Source organism: Gemmata obscuriglobus (genome assembly GCF_008065095.1).
Lineage (GTDB): Bacteria > Planctomycetota > Planctomycetia > Gemmatales > Gemmataceae > Gemmata > Gemmata obscuriglobus.
In genome coordinates this window covers 3,261,390-3,280,150 of record NZ_CP042911.1, presented here as the reverse complement: position 1 = coordinate 3,280,150, position 18,761 = coordinate 3,261,390, and the positions used below count along the sequence as shown (strand labels likewise).

16 protein-coding genes and 1 pseudogene are annotated in these 18,761 nt (G+C 66.9%); 13 read left to right on the top strand and 4 right to left on the bottom strand.

Features of this window, described 5'->3' with window-relative positions:
* Positions 1–63 precede the first annotated feature (63 nt).
* From GobsT_RS13520 to GobsT_RS13510, 3 genes are read right to left on the bottom strand one after another with little or no spacing between them, the layout of a single operon-like run.
* Positions 64–1,185 (bottom strand): ABC transporter permease, encoded by a 1,122-nt coding sequence (locus GobsT_RS13520; protein WP_010040352.1) that lies wholly within the window; start codon positions 1,183–1,185, stop codon positions 64–66.
* Between the two features lie 3 nt (positions 1,186–1,188).
* Positions 1,189–4,011 carry a ribosome-associated ATPase/putative transporter RbbA gene (rbbA, locus tag GobsT_RS13515; protein WP_010040351.1) on the bottom strand — a complete coding sequence of 941 codons (2,823 nt, stop codon included), beginning with the start codon at positions 4,009–4,011 and terminating at the stop codon, positions 1,189–1,191.
* On the bottom strand, positions 4,008–5,069 hold the full coding sequence (locus tag GobsT_RS13510; protein ID WP_010040350.1) for an HlyD family secretion protein: 1,062 nt from the start codon (positions 5,067–5,069) through the stop codon (positions 4,008–4,010). The genes rbbA and GobsT_RS13510 overlap by 4 nt, the downstream gene beginning before the upstream one ends.
* Before the next feature lie 974 nt (positions 5,070–6,043).
* Between GobsT_RS13510 and GobsT_RS13505 the strand changes: the two genes are divergently transcribed.
* The 4 genes from GobsT_RS13505 (at position 6,044) to GobsT_RS13490 (ending at position 10,303) form a co-directional block, all read left to right on the top strand.
* Positions 6,044–7,531, top strand: a complete 1,488-nt coding sequence (locus GobsT_RS13505) for an FHA domain-containing protein (RefSeq protein WP_010040349.1) — start codon at positions 6,044–6,046, stop codon at positions 7,529–7,531.
* A gap of 504 nt (positions 7,532–8,035) precedes the next feature.
* Positions 8,036–8,236, top strand: coding sequence for a transposase (locus GobsT_RS13500; RefSeq protein ID WP_071529281.1), 201 nt, complete (start codon positions 8,036–8,038; stop codon positions 8,234–8,236).
* 97 nt (positions 8,237–8,333) lie between these two features.
* Positions 8,334–9,518, top strand: coding sequence for a hypothetical protein (locus GobsT_RS13495; protein WP_050790271.1), 1,185 nt, complete (start codon positions 8,334–8,336; stop codon positions 9,516–9,518).
* Positions 9,518–10,303, top strand: a complete 786-nt coding sequence (locus GobsT_RS13490; protein ID WP_010040345.1) for a purine-nucleoside phosphorylase — start codon at positions 9,518–9,520, stop codon at positions 10,301–10,303. The genes GobsT_RS13495 and GobsT_RS13490 overlap by 1 nt, the downstream gene beginning before the upstream one ends.
* Before the next feature lie 610 nt (positions 10,304–10,913).
* On the opposite strand, the gene GobsT_RS13485 is transcribed toward GobsT_RS13490, so the two are convergent.
* Positions 10,914–11,915 (bottom strand): hypothetical protein, encoded by a 1,002-nt coding sequence (locus GobsT_RS13485; protein WP_010040343.1) that lies wholly within the window; start codon positions 11,913–11,915, stop codon positions 10,914–10,916.
* 253 nt (positions 11,916–12,168) lie between these two features.
* On the opposite strand from GobsT_RS13485, the gene GobsT_RS13480 reads away from it, so the two are divergent.
* The 9 genes and pseudogenes from GobsT_RS13480 (at position 12,169) to GobsT_RS13440 (ending at position 18,719) form a co-directional block, all read left to right on the top strand.
* The gene (locus GobsT_RS13480; RefSeq protein WP_010040340.1) at positions 12,169–12,609 is read left to right on the top strand and encodes an NADH-quinone oxidoreductase subunit A; all 441 of its coding nucleotides are present in this window, start codon (positions 12,169–12,171) and stop codon (positions 12,607–12,609) included.
* Positions 12,600–13,205: an NADH-quinone oxidoreductase subunit B gene (locus GobsT_RS13475; protein WP_010040338.1), complete on the top strand. Its 606-nt coding sequence runs from the start codon at positions 12,600–12,602 to the stop codon at positions 13,203–13,205. The genes GobsT_RS13480 and GobsT_RS13475 overlap by 10 nt, the downstream gene beginning before the upstream one ends.
* Positions 13,206–13,329: 124 nt before the next feature.
* A pseudogene (locus tag GobsT_RS13470) lies at positions 13,330–13,728 on the top strand (NADH-quinone oxidoreductase subunit C); the annotation flags it as partial.
* Positions 13,729–13,917: 189 nt separating this feature from the next.
* Positions 13,918–15,147 (top strand): NADH-quinone oxidoreductase subunit D, encoded by a 1,230-nt coding sequence (locus GobsT_RS13465; protein ID WP_010039196.1) that lies wholly within the window; start codon positions 13,918–13,920, stop codon positions 15,145–15,147.
* Complete coding sequence (locus GobsT_RS13460) at positions 15,144–15,641, top strand: TIGR03067 domain-containing protein (RefSeq protein ID WP_081471604.1); 498 nt, start codon at positions 15,144–15,146, stop codon at positions 15,639–15,641. The genes GobsT_RS13465 and GobsT_RS13460 overlap by 4 nt, the downstream gene beginning before the upstream one ends.
* An 18-nt stretch (positions 15,642–15,659) precedes the next feature.
* Positions 15,660–16,142, top strand: a complete 483-nt coding sequence (locus GobsT_RS13455) for an NADH-quinone oxidoreductase subunit NuoE family protein (protein WP_010039193.1) — start codon at positions 15,660–15,662, stop codon at positions 16,140–16,142.
* Between the two features lie 3 nt (positions 16,143–16,145).
* Positions 16,146–17,513 (top strand): NADH-quinone oxidoreductase subunit NuoF, encoded by a 1,368-nt coding sequence (gene nuoF / locus GobsT_RS13450; RefSeq protein WP_010039191.1) that lies wholly within the window; start codon positions 16,146–16,148, stop codon positions 17,511–17,513.
* Between the two features lie 50 nt (positions 17,514–17,563).
* Positions 17,564–17,947, top strand: coding sequence for a hypothetical protein (locus GobsT_RS13445; RefSeq protein ID WP_010039189.1), 384 nt, complete (start codon positions 17,564–17,566; stop codon positions 17,945–17,947).
* 16 nt (positions 17,948–17,963) lie between these two features.
* Positions 17,964–18,719, top strand: a complete 756-nt coding sequence (locus tag GobsT_RS13440) for a hypothetical protein (RefSeq protein ID WP_010039186.1) — start codon at positions 17,964–17,966, stop codon at positions 18,717–18,719.
* Positions 18,720–18,761: the final 42 nt, after the last annotated feature.

Sequence of the window (18,761 nt, the reverse complement as noted above, 5' to 3'; positions counted from 1 at the left end):
GAGGCCACGGCCTTCGAACCGAACCGGTGGTCAGTGACGGTCAGGGCGCCCTCGGACCCGGGATCAAGCCATCGTGCCGATGACCTTACGGAACCGCGCCAGCGTCACGCCAAAGAACGTCGTCCCGATCAGTGCGAGCGCGAGGAACTGCGGCCACACGACCGACAGCCCCGCGCCGCGGTAGAGGATGCCCTGGGACAGGGCCACGAAGTGTGTGGTGGGGGCCGCCAGCATCACCGTTTGCACCCACCCGGGCATGCTCTCGCGGGGCGTCACCCCGCCGGACAACATCTGGAGCGGCAGCACCACCATCATCAGCAGCAGCCCGAACTGCGGCATCGAGCGGGCGAACGTGCCCATGAAGATGCCGATCGACGTGGCGGCAAACAGGTGCAGCGCGACGCCGCAGAGGAACAGTGCCCGCGAGCCCCCGACCGGCACCCCAAGCGCCCCCTGCACAACGACCCGCAGCGACAGTGCGCACGCGAACAGCACCACCAGTCCCATCGACCACACCTTGCCGGTCATGATCTCGAACGGGGTCACCGGCATCACCAGCAGGTGCTCGATCGTGCCCCGCTCCCGCTCCCGGATCAGGGCGGCCCCGGCCAGCGCGATCGCCAGCAGGTTCACGTTGTCGATCAGCTTCACGACCGCTCCGAACCACGACTTGTTCAGCTCCGGGTTGAACCGCGCCCGCACGGCCATGTCCACCGGCGGGGCCGGGTTCGCTCGGTACCGGTCGGCGAACGCACGGACCTCCCCGCTGGTGATCGTCTCGACGTACCCGCTGCCGGTGTACGCCTGGCTCATGCGCGTCGCGTCGACGTTGAGCTGGACCGCCGGCCGCCGCCCGGCGAGCACGTCGCGCTGGAAGTCGGGCGGGACCACCAGCGCGAACGTGTCCCGGCCGGCGTCCATGCGGGCATCCATTTCGTCCGGGGTGATCCGGGCCGGCGGCAGGAACTGCGGCGGGTAGAACGCAGCGGTGATGCGCTCGGACAGCGGCGACCGGTCGTAGTCCACCACCGCGATCGGCGCCTTGTTGAGCGTCTCCGGCTGGGCCGTCGCCCCCGCGTAGACCGACACCGTGAAGCTGAAGGCGATGAGCCCGAGCAGCATCGGGTCGCGGGCCAGGCTCCACAGCTCCTTGACGCCCAAGTGCCAGACGGTCCCGGCGCGCATCGGTCAGGCCTCCTGTTTTCGCAACAGCGCCGCGGCCAGCCCGATCAGCACCGGGAACGCGACGATCAGCGCCAGGAACGGGGCGGTCAGGTCGGCGAACCCGAGGGCCTTGGAGAACGTCCCGCGGGAAATGGTCAGGAAGTGGGCGGTCGGGTAGACGCGGCCGATCCACGCCCCGGCGCCCTCCAGGGACGACACCGGGTCGATCATCCCGGAGAACGAAACGGCGGGCAGGATGGTGAGCACCGCCGTGCCGAAGACGGCCGCGACCTGGCTCCGCATGAACACGGAGATGAGCGCGCCCAGCGCGGTCGCGCAGCCGACGTAGAGCACCGCACCGGCGGTCAGGGCGGCGAAGCTGCCGGTGAACGGCACCCGGAACGCCGTGACCGCCAGCAGGGCCAGCAGCAGGAAGTTGAGCATCCCCAGGGCGATGTACGGGAGCTGCTTGCCGAGCAGGAACTCCAGCCGGGTCGTCGGGGTGGCGTAGAAGTTGATGACCGACCCCAGCTCCTTCTCCCGAACCACAGACAGCGACACAAGCACGGCCGGGATGAGCTGCAACAACAGCGGGATCACGCCCGGAACCATCGCCACGACGCTCTTCACGTCCGGGTTGTACCGGAACCGCGTCTCGATCGTGGCGGGGGCGGACGCGCCGCGCACGCCGAGGCGGCGGCGGGCCACATCGGCCTGCCACTGTGCGTGGGCGCCCTGGACGTAGCTGCGGGCGGTCTCGCCCCGGGACGGCATGGCCCCGTCCACCCAAACCCCGATCTGCACGGCCCGGCCCCGTTCCAGGTCGCGCCCGAAGTCGGGCGGGATCTCGATCACGACGCTGAGTTCGCCCGACTGCATGCGCCGGTCCGCCTCGTCGTAGTCGGCCACCGCGGGCCGCTCGGCGAAGTACCGCGACCCCGCCAGGTTCAGGGCGTAGTCGCGGCTGGCGGCGGTCTGGTCGCGGTCCAGCACGCCGAAGGGCAGGTTCTCGACATCCATACTGATCCCGTAGCCCATAATGAGCATCAGGGCCACGCTGCCGAGCAGGGCCGTAGCCGCGCGAACCGGGTCGCGCCGGAGTTCGAGCGCCTCGCGGCGGGCGTAACTCACCATCCGCTGACCGCTGAACCAGGGGGCAGCGCTCAAGGATGGGCGGGAAGTGGGAGGTAAAGAGCGGGGGCCGGCAGCCACGGCACCATCGCGGCGAGGGGCCGGCGGGCCTTCAGGTTCCCGACCGCGAGCCGCCCCCGGGTTCGTGCTACCGGCCCCCGGGGCCTGGGCCGCGGCCTCTTCCAGGTAGCCGATGAAGGCGTCTTCGAGCGACGCCGCACCGCTCACCGCGACCAGCCCGGCCGGGGTGTCGCTGACCAGCACCCGCCCGGCGTGCATGAGCGAGATGCGGTCGCACCGGGCCGCCTCGTTCACGAAGTGAGTGGAAACGAAAATCGTCACCCGGTCCCGGCGCGACAGATCGGCCAGGAGCTGCCAGAACCCGTCCCGGGCGATCGGATCGACGCCGGAAGTCGGCTCGTCGAGGATCAGCAACTCGGGTCGATGGACGAGGGCGACGGCCAGCGACAGCCGCTGCCGCTGACCGAGCGGGAGCGCGTCCGGCAGCGCGTCAACGGCTTCACCCAAGCCGAACCGCTCGACCAGCTCGGCGACCCGCCCCGGAATCTCGTCCCCGGGGACCTGAAACAGCCGGGCGTGCAGCACGAGGTTCTGCCGCACCGTCAGTTCGCTGTACAGCGAGAAGGCCTGCGACATGTAGCCGACCCGCCGGCGGGTTTCGATGTCGCCAGCGTCGACCGGCCGCCCGAGCAGCCGGGCCGTGCCGCCGCTGGCCGGGAGCAGCCCGGTCAGGACCTTCATGGTCGTCGTCTTGCCGCACCCGTTGGAGCCGAGAAAGCCGAAGATCTCCCCCCGCTCGATCCGGAAGTTCACCCGGTCCACGGCGACGAACGCGCCGAACGCTTTCGTGAGCTCGACCGCCTCAATGGCCACTTCGCCCGCACCGGCCCGCGGCGGGATGACCACCTCCCGGTGGCTGCGGCGTCGCTCCTCCGGGAGCAGCGCGACGAAAGCCGCCTCCAGCGACGGGGTCGCGGTCCGGGCGAGCAGCTCCGCCGGGGTGCCGGTGGCGAGCACCCGGCCGGCGTCCATCGCCACCAGCCAGTCGAACCGGGCGGCCTCGTCCATGTACGCGGTCGCCACCAGCGCGGTCAGCCCCGGCCGGTCGCCCCGGATGCGGTCAATCAGCTCCCAGAACTGGCGGCGGGAGAGCGGGTCCACGCCCGTCGTCGGCTCGTCCAGGATGAGCAGGTCCGGGTCGTGAATCAGCGCGCAACACAAGCCGAGTTTCTGCTTCATCCCGCCGGACAGCTTGCCGGCGGGGCGATCGGCGAACGGTATCAGCCCGGTCCCCGCCAGCAGTTCCGTGATGCGGCGGCGGCGCTCCGCGCGGGCGTGGCCGAACAGTCGGCCGAAGAAGTCGACGTTCTCGAACACCGACAGGGTCGGGTACAGGTTCTTGCCCAGCCCCTGCGGCATGTAGGCGATCCGGGGGCACGCCCGGCCGCGGTGCCCGGCGTCGGCCATGTTGCCGCCGAGCACCTCCACGCGCCCCGCCTGAACTCGGCGCAGGCCGGCAACCAGCGCCAACAGGCTGGACTTGCCGACCCCGTCGGGGCCGATCAGGCCGACGGTTCGCCCGGCCGGCAGGTCCAGGGTGACGGCGTCGAGCGCGCGGGTCCCGCCGTATGTCAAACTGACTCCGGTTAGCCGGGCCGCCGGCGCCGGGCTCGGTTGCGGTTGGGGGCTGGTCATTCCGGCAACCTCACCCGGATGTCCGCGGGCCATTCGGCCCCGGGATCGAGTTGGGCGTAGGCTACCCCCGGCAACCCGGTCTTGACGCGGTTGATGTGCTTCTTGAGCAGGTCCGGATCGATTCGCGCCTTGATGCGGAACATCAGCTTCTGGCGCTCCTGCGCCGTCTCGACCGTCTTCGGGGTGAACTGGGCCACGTCCGCGACGTATGAGACGCGGGCCGGGATAACGAACTGCGGGGCCGCGTCGAGAACGATGTGAACCTCGGTCCCCATTCGCGCCCGGCCGGCGTCCGCGGTCGGTAGGAAGAACGTCATGTACACGTCGCCGAGGTCGACCATGTTCAGCACCTTGCCGCCGGCCGCGAGCACCTCACCGGGTTGAGCGACCCGGTACTGCACCCGGCCGTCGCGCGGGGCGCGAAGCGTGCTGTCATCGATGTCCGCCTGAAGCCGCTCGATCCGGGATTTGGCCGCGTCCACCGTCGCCTCGGCCTGAATCACCTGCGACCGGGCCGTGGCGATGGCCGCGTCCGCGGCAGCGACGTTCGCCCGAGCGGCTTTGACGGCCGCTTCCGAGCTGAAGAACTGGACGCGGGCGCCGTCGAGCACTTCGGCCGAACCGACGCCCTGGGCAGACATGGCCTCCGCCCGCGTGCGGGTCCGTTTCGCCCCGTCGAATTCGGCCTCGCGCTGGGCGACGACCGACAGCCCGGCCGCTTTCTCGCTCTCCCGCTGTACGACAGTGCTCTTGGCGGTGTCGACCGCGCTCTTTGCCTTGCGCGAGTCCGCTTCGGCCTCACGAAGTTGCGCCGCGAGCACCTCGGTGTCCATCCGGGCGAGCACCTGGCCGGCGGTGACAAAATCGCCTTCGTTTACCAGTACCTCTTTGAGCCGACCAGCGGTCTTCGCGGCTACGTCGATCTCGACCGCCTCAATACGGCCGTTGCTGCTGGCGAAACCCTCCGGTAACGGCCTGGGTCGGAGCGCCTTCCAGCCGAGGTACGCGGCGCCACAGCCCGCGAGCGCAAGAGCGACCAGAAGCCACTTTCTTCGCATCATCATCTCGGTCTTTGCGGCACGAATCGGTCCCGGCCGGGAACATCGGCCGGAACCCTCTGGTGACAACCACTCGCCGTAAGCTGACAGTGAGTTGGTGGCCCATGCACGTGCCGTGCCGGTAATCATGGGTCGAGCGGCTGAAGGGCTGATCGCGACGAGTGCGGTCGTACCTGTGGCACCCATCGTGGTACACGGCCTAACTCGGGTGTACCCGCGCTGCCATCAGTAGTTTGATGCACGAGAAATTCCAACCGTTTGCCGGCCTACCGCAAGAGCCGCGTCCGAGAACCACTCGGGCGGTCCCACTGTTCTTGACCGGCCCGGCGGTGCAACGGGCTCTCCTATGGCATGTGGGCGATCCGCTGGGTGGCCGACAGGACATTCGCTGGCAGTTAACGGGCATCGGACTACCCATTCGCTGGGCGATCGCTACCCACGAATCCACTGCTTTGAGCCCCAGTTACAATCGTCGGGCGAGTCGCCCGAGATCCCAACGGCTCCCAGATATCGTGGCGCAACATCTTGATATGGCGACTCTTGCGGCATATTTACCACGCGCCTGCGACGCCAACCGTCGGACGGGAGCACCGCTGCCAACTGCCCCAGAAGGCATGATTCGGACATCGGGAAGTGCAGCGAGTGAAAAAGGAGGGGGAAAAATGCCCGAGGCGCGAGTGCGATCGGCGGCGCCAAGGAGCGGAAAAGCAGTTTCCCGCGCCGGCTTTACTGCGCCGGGCGGTACGTGCCATCTGTCGGGAAGCGGCGTGCCAAAATCGCACACCACCACGCCGTTTCCGCTCACTCCGACATGCATCAGTGGTGGGAGACAGGCAGGGCAGAGAGAACCGGGCAGGCGCGAACGTGCCGGCGTCCGACGCCGGCACCGCACCTGTGTCGGAGGTTGGTCGGTTTCAATCGATTCGAATCTGGTACACTATGCGCACGGTCTCCGCCACCCACTCCGTCACCCTATGCCCGCGTCACTGTGGTTGGTACTGCGTCAGACGCAAGAGGCGGTCGGTGCCGGCCGCCCTGAAGACGCGCACCGGTTGCTCGAACCCCATCTCGCCGACGGGCACCGCAAGGTGGTTCGGCTCGCCCGCGAAGTCGTGCGGTCTTACCTGACGCGGGCGGCCAAGGCACTCGACCAGCACAACCCCGATGCGGCGTGGCGCGACCTGCTAGCTGCCGAGACGCTCAACACCGGGGAAAAAGCGGTTACCGACTTGCGGTACACGCTTTCCAAACTGTCAGTGGTTCAGGCAAAGGCGATGCTCGAAGCCGGCCGCCCCATCGACACGCTCGACCAGATCACCCGGATTCGCGACCGCGGGGTGCGGCACCCCGATCTCGAACGGCTCGAAGTCGCGGCCCAAGACTGGGTTCACGCATCTGAACTGGCGGACCGCGGCGAGTTCCTTCGTGCCTTGGCGGAATTGGACCGCATCGCCCCGAAGCTGCCGTGTCCACCGACCGGGTTGGAGCGGTTCCGAGACGCGGTCGAGGCGCGGCACGTGCAGTTCCGTGACGCGGTCTCACGCCTCATGGACGCGGCCGACGCGAAAAAATGGGCCGAAGCCGTAACGTTCGCGGCGGAGGTGCTGGCCGTAGCTCCGGACCACCGGGAGGCGAAAGCGGTTCGCGGACGGGCCTGGGCCGCCGCGGCACCCGAGACGGTGAGCGTTGCCGTTCCGATGCCGGTGCCGGAACTGCCGACCATGCGGCCGATCGCGCGGAGTACGTCGGGCCGGGCAGGAGCTACACGGGTCGAGTCGTTACATCCGCCAGCAACTGGGAGCGGTCGCCCTATCGCTCGTGTAGCCGGAACGGCTCTTGCGGAAGAGTCCTCGAGCGCAGGTGCCCCGCTACCGAAGCGGTTCCTGCTATGGGTGGACGGGGTGGGCGGGTATCTGGTGTGCCTGTCGAACCGGGTCACCTTCGGACAGGCTACAGCCGACGGCCCGGTGGACGTGCCGCTCTACGCAGAGGTGTCACGTACCCACGCCGAACTCACCCGCGATGCCGAAGGCTACGTGATCGAGTCCGGTCGCTCACTGCGCGTCAACGGCGCAGATACTAAACGGGCGGTGCTCGCGCCCGGCGATCGCGTGACCCTCGGCACGAGTTGCCAGTTCCTGTTCCACAAGCCGGTGGAGGTCAGTTCGTCTGCGAAACTGGAAGTGACGAGTGGGCACCGGTTGCAGGCCCCGGTTGACGCGGTGCTGCTGATGGGGAACGAACTCATTCTCGGTCCGGAGCCCGACGCACACATTCCGCTGGCGGTTGACGCGCCCGTGCTGATTTATCGCTCGCGCGAGGGGTTAAGCGTGCGCGTGCCGGACACGAAGTTCCTGATCGACGACCGCCCCTGTCTCGACCGGGCCATATTGCCGCTACCAGGGGTCGTGTCGTGCGAGGCGTTTACGTTCGCGGTGGAACCGGTCGGCGGGCGGCTGTGAGTCACCGCCCTTCGGCGTTCAGCGCGTCGTAGCCGGAGCAGTCACGTAACGTTCCCGAAGGGTTCACCTGCCGCAGGCGGCCGGAACCAACGTCCAGTGCGGTGAGGTATCTGCCCAAGGCTGTGCACGGATTGGTGTTGGGTAAGCTGCGGCATGTGGGTGTGGGTGCGGCTCATCGTTTCAGTAGCCGCACCCATGTCCCGGTCCCTGGTCGAGCGATTGGCCTTGCTAACGGACCCGCGGAGCCGTCACGGTCGCCAGCACCCACTGGTAGGCCTGTTGACCCTGTGCTTGGGCGGTGATGGGCGGGCACACCACGCCCGAGGCGATCTCGCAGTTCGGTCGGCTGCGACAGAAGCGGTTGGGTCACGCGCTGGGTTTTGGGGCATGGCAACATACCGTGCCCCAACACCCAGGGCTAGTCAGAGATTGAGAGGTTGAGAGGCTGTACGGCAAATCCGAATTCTCCTAAAGTGCTGGAAATCAGGGACTTAGGGAGCATTCATGTTTGGCACGAATACATCAGCTCGCAAGTCGTATAGCAGTGATCTAACGGCCGATCAATGGACGCTCCTGGAGCCGATGTTCCCGCCGAACACGGGTCGCGGGCGTCGCCAGACGATTCCGATCAAAGATATCATTGATGCCGTCTTCTACATCAACGCCAACGGTTCAGCAATTCCCGGCGAGCGAGATTCGGCTTGAAAAGCTCGAATTCGTGAGCCTTTTTGGCCCCAGCGGGGTACGCTCGGTCCGAGGCGGCCGTTGTCGTATCGCCCTGGGATCTCGCTGGGGCGTGGTCATGAGCATACCCGTCAGTTCCCCGCGTGCATATGAGGACCTGCACTCCGACGCCCTGATCGCGTGCGCCCGGGAGCGGTTCGAGACGATCCCGGACGCACGCCGCGAGCCCACGTTCTCGCTGCCCGACGTGCTGATGGCGGGGCTGGCCCTATTCGCCCTCAAGGACCCGTCCCTACTCGCGTTCCAACGGCGCACCCTGGACCACAACCTGCGGCACGTGTTCGGCCTCACGGGCCGGCCCAGCGACTCCCAGATGCGGTCCATCCTCGACGACGTGGACCCGGACCACCTGCGTCCCGTGTTCCGGGACGTGTTCGCCCGGTTGCAGGCGGCTCACGTCTTGGACGAGTACCGGGTGGACGGGTGCTACGTGGTGGCCCTGGACGGGGTCGAGTACTTCTGCTCCCAGAAGGTCCACTGCCCCCATTGCATGACCCGCCGGCACGCCAACGGGGCCGTGTCGTATTACCACCAGATGCTCGGGGCCGCGGTCGTTCATCCGGACTTCTCCGCGGTCCTGGCCCTGGCCCCCGAGCCGATCCAGCGGGCCGACGGGGGGACCAAGAACGACTGCGAGCGGAACGCGGCCCGGCGGTGGTTGGGCCGGTTCCGCGAGGAGCACCCGGACCTAGCCGTTCTCGTGGTCGAGGACGCGCGGAGCAGCAATGCACCCCACGTCCGGGACCTTCAGAAGGCCAGGTGCCATTTCCTCCTGGGTGTCAAGGCTGCGGACCACGCCCACCTGTTCGCGCACGTGTGCGCCCGCCAGGACCAGCACGCGTTCGAGGTCGTCGAGAACGCGGACCCGCGGACCGGGCTCCGCCGCAGCTACCTGTGGATCGCCGATCTGCCGCTGAACGAGTCGAATGACGACGTGCGGGTGAACTTCGTGCACCTGGTGGAACTCGATCCGGACGGGACCCCACGGGAATGGACGTGGGTCACGGACATGGCCGTCACCGGGGCCAACGTGCGGCAACTGGCGCGGGCCGGGCGGGCCCGGTGGCGGATCGAGAACGAGACGTTCAACACGCTCAAGAACCAGGGGTACCACTTCGAGCACAACTTCGGGCACGGGGACAACAACCTGTCGGTGGTGCTGGCGCACCTGATGCTCCTGGCGTTCCTCTTCGATCAGGTGCAGCAGATGTGCCCCCCCCTGTTCCAGGCGGCGGGCGTTTGATGGTCGCGTTCGCCGCGTTCGCCCGTACCGCTGCGGCGCTCGCGCCGCGGGCGGCCGTCGTACTTGGGTCGGGATTGGGCGGCGCCGCCGCCGCGTTCGTGGAACGCGCAGCGGTGCCGTTCGGCGCGGTCCCGGGGCTGGTTCCGCCGTCGGTTCACGGCCACGGCGGCACGCTGGCGGTCGGTGAATGGAGCGGCATGCCGGCTCTGCTCTTCCGAGGCCGGGTGCATTTCTACGAGGGCCACCCCTGGGAGGTCGTGACCGGCACGGTGCGCACCGCGGCCGAACTCGGCGCGCGGCGCCTCGTCCTCACGAACGCGGCCGGCGGCATCAACCCGGCTCTGGCGCCCGGCTCGCTGATGGCCATTCAAGGGCACCTCAAGCTCCTCGGTCCCGCCGCGTGGCGCGGCCTAGCGGCCGGCGACGGACCGGTGCGCCCGTACGCCGCGCGTCTCATTGAGGTCATGGGGGCGCATGAGCGAACCGGCGGACGCGAACTGCTCGCGGGGCTCTACGCAGCGCTGACCGGCCCGAGCTACGAGACGCCCGCGGAGATCCGCGCGCTCGCCGCTTGCGGGGCCGACGCCGTGGGCATGTCCACGGCACTGGAAGCCGAAGCGGCGGCCGCGCTGGGACTGGAAGTGGCGGCGGTTTCGTGCGTCACAAACAAGGCTGCCGGGATCGGCGAAACGGCGCTCGATCACGCCGAGGTGTTGACGAACGCCGCCCTGGCCGTTGACCGACTGGGGGCGTTACTCGGGGCGCTCATTCGCGCTCCGTACTGACACAATCCCGGCGCGACATCGGAGTCACACCGAAGCGGGCTTCGCAGTGCCCGCAACGGAACGCAGGACTGAGCGCGGTAACCACACAGCCGCCGCCGACCGTACCCTCAGGTCGTTCCCCCCGGGTCAGACCGTAGAGGTAAGCTCGCACCTGATCGGAGCGCCCGCACTTCGGACAAATGGGTTTGCCTTCGGGTGTCTGCTCGTAGTGCTCGTAGTCGGTCTCCAGCGGTCCGCTCGGCTCCGTGCGGTTCGAACACCCGAGCGGCGCCAGCAGCACCGCTACCACAAGAACGCTTAGCGCCCGGCGCATCGCTGGCCCTCTGAGTCGCGACCGGCTCTATGATCCGGCCGAAGCACGCCACTTCGCCCAACGCGACGAACGCACACGCGCCGTCGGAATCCGTCGTGAACTCAGAACCCCGGGATTGCGTGCCGCACTTCAGGTCGGAGTTGATGGCGATCTTGCGACATCCCGTCCATTAAAACCCCTGATTGACCATAACGACCGAAGTCCACGCGAGCAAGAGACGTTCGCCGGCAGCGAACTTAAAGCTCTCCGTACTCGACGCGAGTCAGCGCCGGCTGCTCACCGCAAAATGAATCGTTATCACGGCCGAACCGGCTTCCCCTCTTTCTTCAGCAGCTCCTCTTCCGCCGCGATGAAAATTGTCGGTTTGAGGACCACCACCCACACTTTGTCCTTAGGTGCGTAGTCCAACTTGAAAATCGCAGCCCCACCATCGACAACCACAGTAGAACCGGTAGTGCCGAGGTCTTCGGTGTCGAGTGACTGCGCGATCGCCTTCTTACCCTCCAACTCGAACAGCTCGCGCTTCTGCATCCCGGTGACGGCCGTTGACGATTCGGTCAGCTTCATCCGAACGGAGCGACGATCGGCCGAAACCACCAGCAGCGCGTTGAGGGCAAAACCTTCCTTCACGAACAGGGGATTGCTGGTTTTCGTGCCGACGCTGATCGCGGCCGGATCGTTCTTGAACGGAATGACCACCTTGCGGGCTGAAACGGTCGAATCGACTCCGTTCACGAACCGTCCGCTGGAGGTCTGCACGATTCGACCACTTTTGAGGAGCTTGAGGGCAGCAGCGGGCAGTTCCAGATCTTCCGATTTCGACTCGGGGACGCCGATCACTTCCCTTCCGATCGCGAACAGCACCGGCGACTTCGACCGACCTTTCGGGAGCGCGTTCACGAGTTGCCGATAAGTCGCCGCATCGAGCTCGAAAACCTCTGTCTTCACGTCAATCGCGAAATCCTGAAGGGACTCCAAAGCCTCGAGCAGGTCTTTCACCTCGTGGTGGACCTTCTCGGTGGTGCGAACTTCGAGCTTGCCGCCGTCGCGTTCGACCAACTGTGCACCAGTGCCGTCCGGTTTCGGCTCACCGATCGAAATGGTTTCGAAAATGAGTTTGACCAGCGCGTCGAAGTCGGCAACGACGCCCCCCTTCTCGCGCCCGGCGATCAGGTTTTTGACGGTGTACACCTTCGTTACAAGATTCTTGTCGTCGAGGGGCTTGGGGGCGGGCTGCGCCACCACGGGCGAGCAGAACAGGACGAGCGCGACCGGGAGAGCGAACAGAGTCGGACGCATCGGGGCGGCCTCCGAGACGAGGGGCGTAGGGGCAATCCGTCCATCGAACACGCGAACGGGGCGAGCGTTGGCACACTTTTCTTGACGCCTCAACCGGCCTCCGTAGGATCACTAGGCCTAAAACGCACGCCTCGACCGTCTGTCGAGGTTGTTTTTTGCAGACCCTTGTGAAATCCCTCACAAGGCGCGGTAGAATACCCGCGAAGCAGACTCGCTCTTCTCGACCGATCACGACAGAAAGGGGACACGCGCGATGCCGGTCACCCCCGTTCAAACGCCCGGCGGCATCGAACCGGCGTTCGATCTGGTCGCTTACTACCCTGTGCTCATTTACGCCGCGGTCTGCATCCTTTTCGGCTTGAGCGCTGTCGCGGCCACCCACCTGTTCCCGTTCAAGCCGCGCAAGCCGACCAAAATCAAACAGATGCCTTACGAGTCGGGTATGGACCCGATCGGGTCGGCCCGGATGCAGTTCGACGTGAAGTTCTATCTGATCGCGATCCTGTTCCTCGTGTTCGACGTGGAACTCCTGTTCCTCTACCCCTGGGCGGTCATCGCCTTCGGCGAGGGCGGGGACCAGACCTGGCGCACCGTGTTCGGAACCATCGTGTTCGTCGAAATCATGGTGTTCCTCGCGACGTTCGTGATCGCTTACGCCTACGCCTGGAAGAAGGGGGTGTTCCAGTGGCGCTGACGAACATGCTGCCGGACTTCATGATCGCGCCGCTCGACTACCTCGCCAACATGGCGCGGAAGCACAGCCTGTGGCCGATGCCGTTCGCGACCGCGTGCTGCGGCATCGAGCTGATGGCGACCGCCTCCAGCCGGTACGACATCGCCCGGTTCGGCTCCGAGGCGATGCGGTTCTCCCCGCGGCAGTGCGACGTGATGATCGTGGCCGGCCGGGTGGCGATGAAGATGGTGCCGGTGATGCAGCGCATCTGGCTCCAGATGCCGGAACCGAAGTGGTGCATCTCGATGGGCGCGTGCGCGTCGAGCGGCGGGGTGTTCGACACCTACGCGGTCGTCCAGGGCATCGACCGGTTCATCCCGGTGGACGTGTACGTGCCCGGGTGCCCGCCCCGGCCCGAGCAACTGATCCGCGCGGTGCTCGACCTCCAAGAGAAGATCCAGAAAACGGGAACGATCGACGCCCGCGAGTTCGCCTCGCGCACGGCCTACGAAGGGCCGACCGCCCTGGCCCGCGAGTTGGGTGCAGAAGAGGCGATTATCACCCCCGGTGACTACAACACGGCCACGCGGTTGCGGTCGCTGCCGACAGTAAATTGATTGCGCCGGAGCGCGGGCCTCTGGCCCGCTTTGGCGTGCGGCGCGGATCGCTCTGACAAGATAGTCGGAGCGAGATCTTGGGTGCCACCAGCGGGCCAGAGGCCCGCGCTCCAGTAAAGAAAACATGCCCTACCTCGACACTCTTAACGCGAAGTTCGCCGGGGCGTTCACCACGTCGTCGTTCCGCGACAACCAGCGGGTGCTGGTCGACGCGGAGCAGGCGCCGAAAGTGTTGTTCGCGCTCCTGAAGTGCCTGAAAGAGGAGTGCGGGTTCGACTTTCTGACCGATATCGGCGGGGTCGATTACCTCGGCTACGCCGGCGCGACCGACCGTTACTGCGTGGTGTACGGGCTCACGAACCTCGCCACCGGCGAGCGGGTGTGGGTGAAGGCGTTCGCCAACGACCCCGAACCCGAGCTACCTTCGGTGGTGGAACTCTGGAAGGGGGCCGATTGGATGGAGCGCGAGGTGTACGACATGTACGGCGTGCGCTTCCCCGGGCACCCGGACCACCGCCGCATCCTGATGCCGAGCGAGTACACCGGGCACCCGCTCCGCAAGGACTACCCGCTCCGCGGGTACGGCGAGCGGCACAACTTCCCTACCGTTACGCGGGCCGACAGCTAGACGGAGCCCGGGCCGCAGAGCCGGGATGAAACGCCAGCGAACAGCACCCGGGCGACACCGCCGGGGTTTGCCAAGAGGTGTGCAATGCCGCTTGAGACCGCCGCACCCGTCGAAGATATTGCTGGCGCGGACCAGGAGTTCCTCTACACCCTGAACTTCGGCCCGCAGCACCCCGCGACGCACACCACGCTGCGGCTCATTCTCACCCTCGACGGCGAAACGATCGTCAAGGCCGTCCCCGACATCGGGTACCTGCACAGCGGGTTCGAGAAGCTGGGCGAAGACCTCGACTTCAACCAGTACGTCACCATCGTCGACCGGATGAACTACATCTCGCCGTTCGCCAACGAATGCGCGTGGTTCACGACGGTCGAAAAGCTCATCGGCATCGAACTCACCCCGCGGTGCAAGTACCTCCGCACCATTCTCGCGGAGTTGGCCCGCATCAGCGACCACCTCCTCTGCGTCGGCGCCGCGGCGCTCGACCTGGGGGCGCTGACCGGGTTCCTGTACGCCTTCAACGCCCGCGAGAAGGTGTACAACATCATGGAAGCTGCCTCCGGGCAGCGGTTCCACCCGAGCTACTGCCGCGTCGGCGGGTTGATGGCCGACGTCAACGACGACGTGGTGGCCTTGATCCGCGACTTCGTGAAGACGTTCCGCAAGGTCCACGCCGACATCTGCCGGCTGCTGAACCGGAACCGCATCTTCATCGACCGCACCAAGGGTATCGGCGTGCTGTCGAAGGAAGACGCGATCAACACCAGTTGCAGCGGCCCGGTGGCCCGCGCCAGCGGCGTGGTCCGCGACCTCCGCAAGGACGAACCGTACCTTGCGTACAAGGAGTTGTCCGGCGCGTTCAAGATCGTGTGCGGCAAGGGCGGCGACTGCTACAACCGCTACCTCGTCCGCATGGGCGAGATGCTGGAGTCCTGGAAAATCATCAACGCCGCCGTGGAGAACCTCCCGAGCGGCCCGGTTAACGTGGACCTGAACGACAAGCTCACGATCCCGGACAAGAACGCGACCTACCGCAGCATTGAGGGGCTGATCCAGCACTTCGAACTGTTTATGTGGAACCGCCGGTGGGAGACGCCGGTGGAAGAGGTGTACGGGGCCAACGAGACAGCCAACGGCGAACTCGGGTTCTACCTCGTCGCGGACGGGACCGGGAAGGCGTTCCGGGCGCGGACCCGGCCGCCGTCCTTCATCCACTTCGCGGTCTTCCCGATGATGATGGAGGGGCACCAGATTTCCGACGTGCCAGCGGTCCTCGGCAGCCTGAACATCATTGCTGCGGAGTTGGACCGATGACTCGTCTCCTATGCGTGTGTGTGCTCGCGTTTGCGAGCGGTTGCGGCAAACGGACCTCTGCGCCGACTTCGGTGGGGCAGCCCCCATCACCGACCGAGCAGGTTCCGGCCCCACAGTCAAAGGTTGACGCCGACGCTGAGAAGCTCAACGGAACTTGGCGGGTCACGGCCATTACCGCGGCCGGGGAACCTGTTCCGAAAGAGAAAGTGGATGCGATCCAATTGGAGTGGACCTTCGAGGGCAACCGAGTCACGACAAAACGGCCCGATCGTCCGGCCGGGCCGGGGACATTTGTTCTCGACGCATCGGCCGCACCCAAGCGGATGACGATCAGTAAGCCGGGTACTCCGCCGATCAAAGCGGTGTACGAGATCGACGGCACGAAACTGCGGCTGTGCCTGTCAGTAGACGATAACCCGAACGCTGGGTTTCCGGCCGGGCTCGCTTCGACATCTGCTCCGAAAACTGACCTTCTGACCCTCGAACGGCGCTAACCTGCACGGTGTCGCGAAATGGCCGCGCTTTCCGAAGACATGAAGAACCGCATTCGGGCGTTCATCCCGAAGTACCCGCGCAAGCAGGCGGTGACTCTGCCGGCGCTGCACCTCGTCCACGACGAGCTGCGCACCGTGTCGAACGAGGCCATCGTCGAGATCGCCGAGATCCTCGAACTGCACCCGTCGGAGGTGCACGACACGATGACCTTCTACGCCTTCTTCAAGGGCGAGGGGGAGAAGCTCGGCACCACGCGGCTGTGGGTGTGCCGCGGCCTAGCGTGCATGCTCCGCGGCGCCTACGAGCTGATCGAGCACTGCGAGCACAAGCTTGGCGTTCACTGCGGGCAGACCACCGCCGACGGGAAGGTCACGCTGGAGTTCGCCGAGTGCATCGGCGCCTGCGACGGCGCCCCGGCGTGCCTCATCGAAGACGTTCACGCGATGAACGTGACGCCCGAGAAGGCCGACCAGCTCATCACCGAACTGAAGCTGAAGTAAGCCATGCCATACGAACCCGTACTCCTCGCGCGGATCAACAAGCCCAACAGCGGCAAGCTGGAGGGGTACCGCGCCGACGGCGGCTACGAGACCATCGCGCGGGTGCTCAAGGACAAGCAGCCGCTCGACGTCACCACGCAGGTGAAGGACGCCGGGCTCCGCGGGCGCGGCGGCGCGGGCTTCCCGACCGGCCTCAAGTGGACCTTCCTCCCGAAGGACCACCCCGGGCCGGTCTACCTGTGCGTCAACGCCGACGAGTCCGAGCCCTGCACGTACAACAACCGCATCCTGATGGAGAAGGATCCCCATCAGGTGCTCGAAGGGATCATGCTCGCGTGCTACGCGATCAAGTCCCCGAAGGCGTTCTACTACGTCCGCTACGAGTACGGCGACTCGTACCGCTCGCTCGCCGCGGCCGTCGAAGAGCTGTACGCCGCCGGGTTCCTCGGCAAGGGGATCTTCGGCAGCAGCTTCGACCTCGACATCGTCCTGCACCGCGGCGCCGGGGCGTACATCTGCGGCGAGGAGACGGGCCTCATCGAGTCGCTGGAGGGCAAGCGGGCTTGGCCGCGCATCAAGCCCCCCTTCCCCGCGATCGAGGGCGCGTTCCGCAAGCCGACGATCGTGAACAACGTCGAAACACTCGCGTGCGTCACGCAGATCATGAAGCGCGGCAAGGAGTGGTTCCAGTCGCTCGGCGTGCCGCCCGACCCGAAGAACCCGCGCGACGCCGGCAGCTACGGCCCCAAGCTCTACACGCTGGCCGGGCACGTCGAGAAGTCGGTCTGCGTCGAGGTGCCGATGGGCATCACGATCCGCGACCTCGTCGAGAAGCACGGCGGCGGCGTGTGGAAGGGCCGCAAGGCGAAGGCGGTCAACCCCGGCGGCCTCTCAATGGGATTCGTGGACGTGAACGCGCCGCTCAAGGGCGAGGACGGCAAGACCGAGTACGACATCCCGCTGGACTTCAACGGCCCCGGGCGAGTGCAGTGCCTCGGGCTCGGCACCGCGGCCGTCACCGTGATCGACGACCAGACCAGCATGGTCGACGTGCTCCACAACGTGTGCCAGTTCTTCAGCCACGAGAGCTGCGGGCAGTGCACCCCGTGCCGCGAGGGCACCGGGTGGATGCTCAAGATCACCGACCGCCTCCGCCGCGGGCTCGGCCGCAAAGAAGACCTCGACATTCTTGTTGACGTCGCGGACCGGATCGGGATCATGCCCGGGACGACCATCTGCGGGCTGTCCGACGGCGCCGGGTGGCCGGTGAAGACGGCGATCCGCAAGTTCCGCGCGGAGTTCGAGGCCGCGATCAAGAGTGGCGCGAAGAGCAAGTACGCGAAGTCGCTCACGATGGCAGGGGCGCACTGAGCCGGGCTCCCGGTACGGGTCCGGTGGCCGCTCCCGCGGAGGGCTCCGAAGTGACCGATAGTGCACCGCGCCCGCCGGCGGCTCACTGGTGGAACGCGTGGTTCGCGGTCTGGTCGCCGCTCGCCGCTTGGGTGACCGTGGTGGCGCTCCTCGCCGCTGCCGGTCGCCTCGAACCTGGGGGGGACGTGCTCTTCTGGGGCGCGCTCGGTTTCGGCGCGGCGTGCGTGCTGCTCGGCCTGTTCGTCGTGATCGGCCTCGCGACGGACGCGCTGGAGAGCACGGCGGACGACGCAGCCGGAACGGCTCGCGAGCGTGCGAGACTAGCGCTGCTCAGTTTGGCCGGGGTGGTGGCGAGCTTGATCGGGTACGGCGGTCTCGTGGTGCTGATCGGTTTCGTGCTGCTGATGTCGGCCTTTCGCGGCATCCAGCACTGACCCGCGAGGTGTCGCCATGCGTCCGCGAATCCTGACGGTGGGCGTCTGCTTGCTTCTCCTTGTGGGGTGCAAGCGGGGGGCGAGAGACACGGGACCGGCACGCGACGAGGTCGGCGTCAAACCGGCCCCCGCAACTCCGACCGTGGCCGAAAAACCGGACACGAAGGACGAGCCGAACTGGCTGAAGGACGAACGGGGGCGGCCGAAAAGGGATCAGCTCCCAGTTGACGGTACGACGGGCGGCGGCAAGCAGCCCTGGAACGTGGGGGCACCCGCCGGCGGCGCTCAGCCACCGGCGGACGGGGCGCAAGTGGATCAGTCGGGTGCGGCGCAACCGATGACGCCACCGGTCGCCCCACCCACTCCAGGAGGTGGTGCGAACCCGGCCCCGGCAAAGTCCCAGCCGATGCCGATGCCGGCGGTGGGGAACCCGGTGCAGGCTCTCGCCCCGGCCGGCAACACGCCCCTCGGGGCCGCAAGGCGGGTGGTCGCGATGGCCGACATGCGTGACCTTCAGTTGTTCATCGACACCGCGTCCCTGGCGGGCGGAAAGATGCCCTCCGGGGCCGAGATCTACGAGGCGCTGGTGGCAGCGAGAGCGCCAACGGCGGCGCTGGTGAAGGACGGGACCATCGTCCTGACCGGCACCCGGGAGCGTGAAAGCGTCTGGGCGTTCGAGGCCAACGCGTACCTCAAGGGCGGGCTGGTGGTCAGCCAGAACGGGGTCGAGCGGCTCACCGCCGACGAGTTAAAGCAGCGGCTCGGGAAATAACAGGCAAGGGGTCAGGGGACGGGCATCGGGGGGCGGCTAACC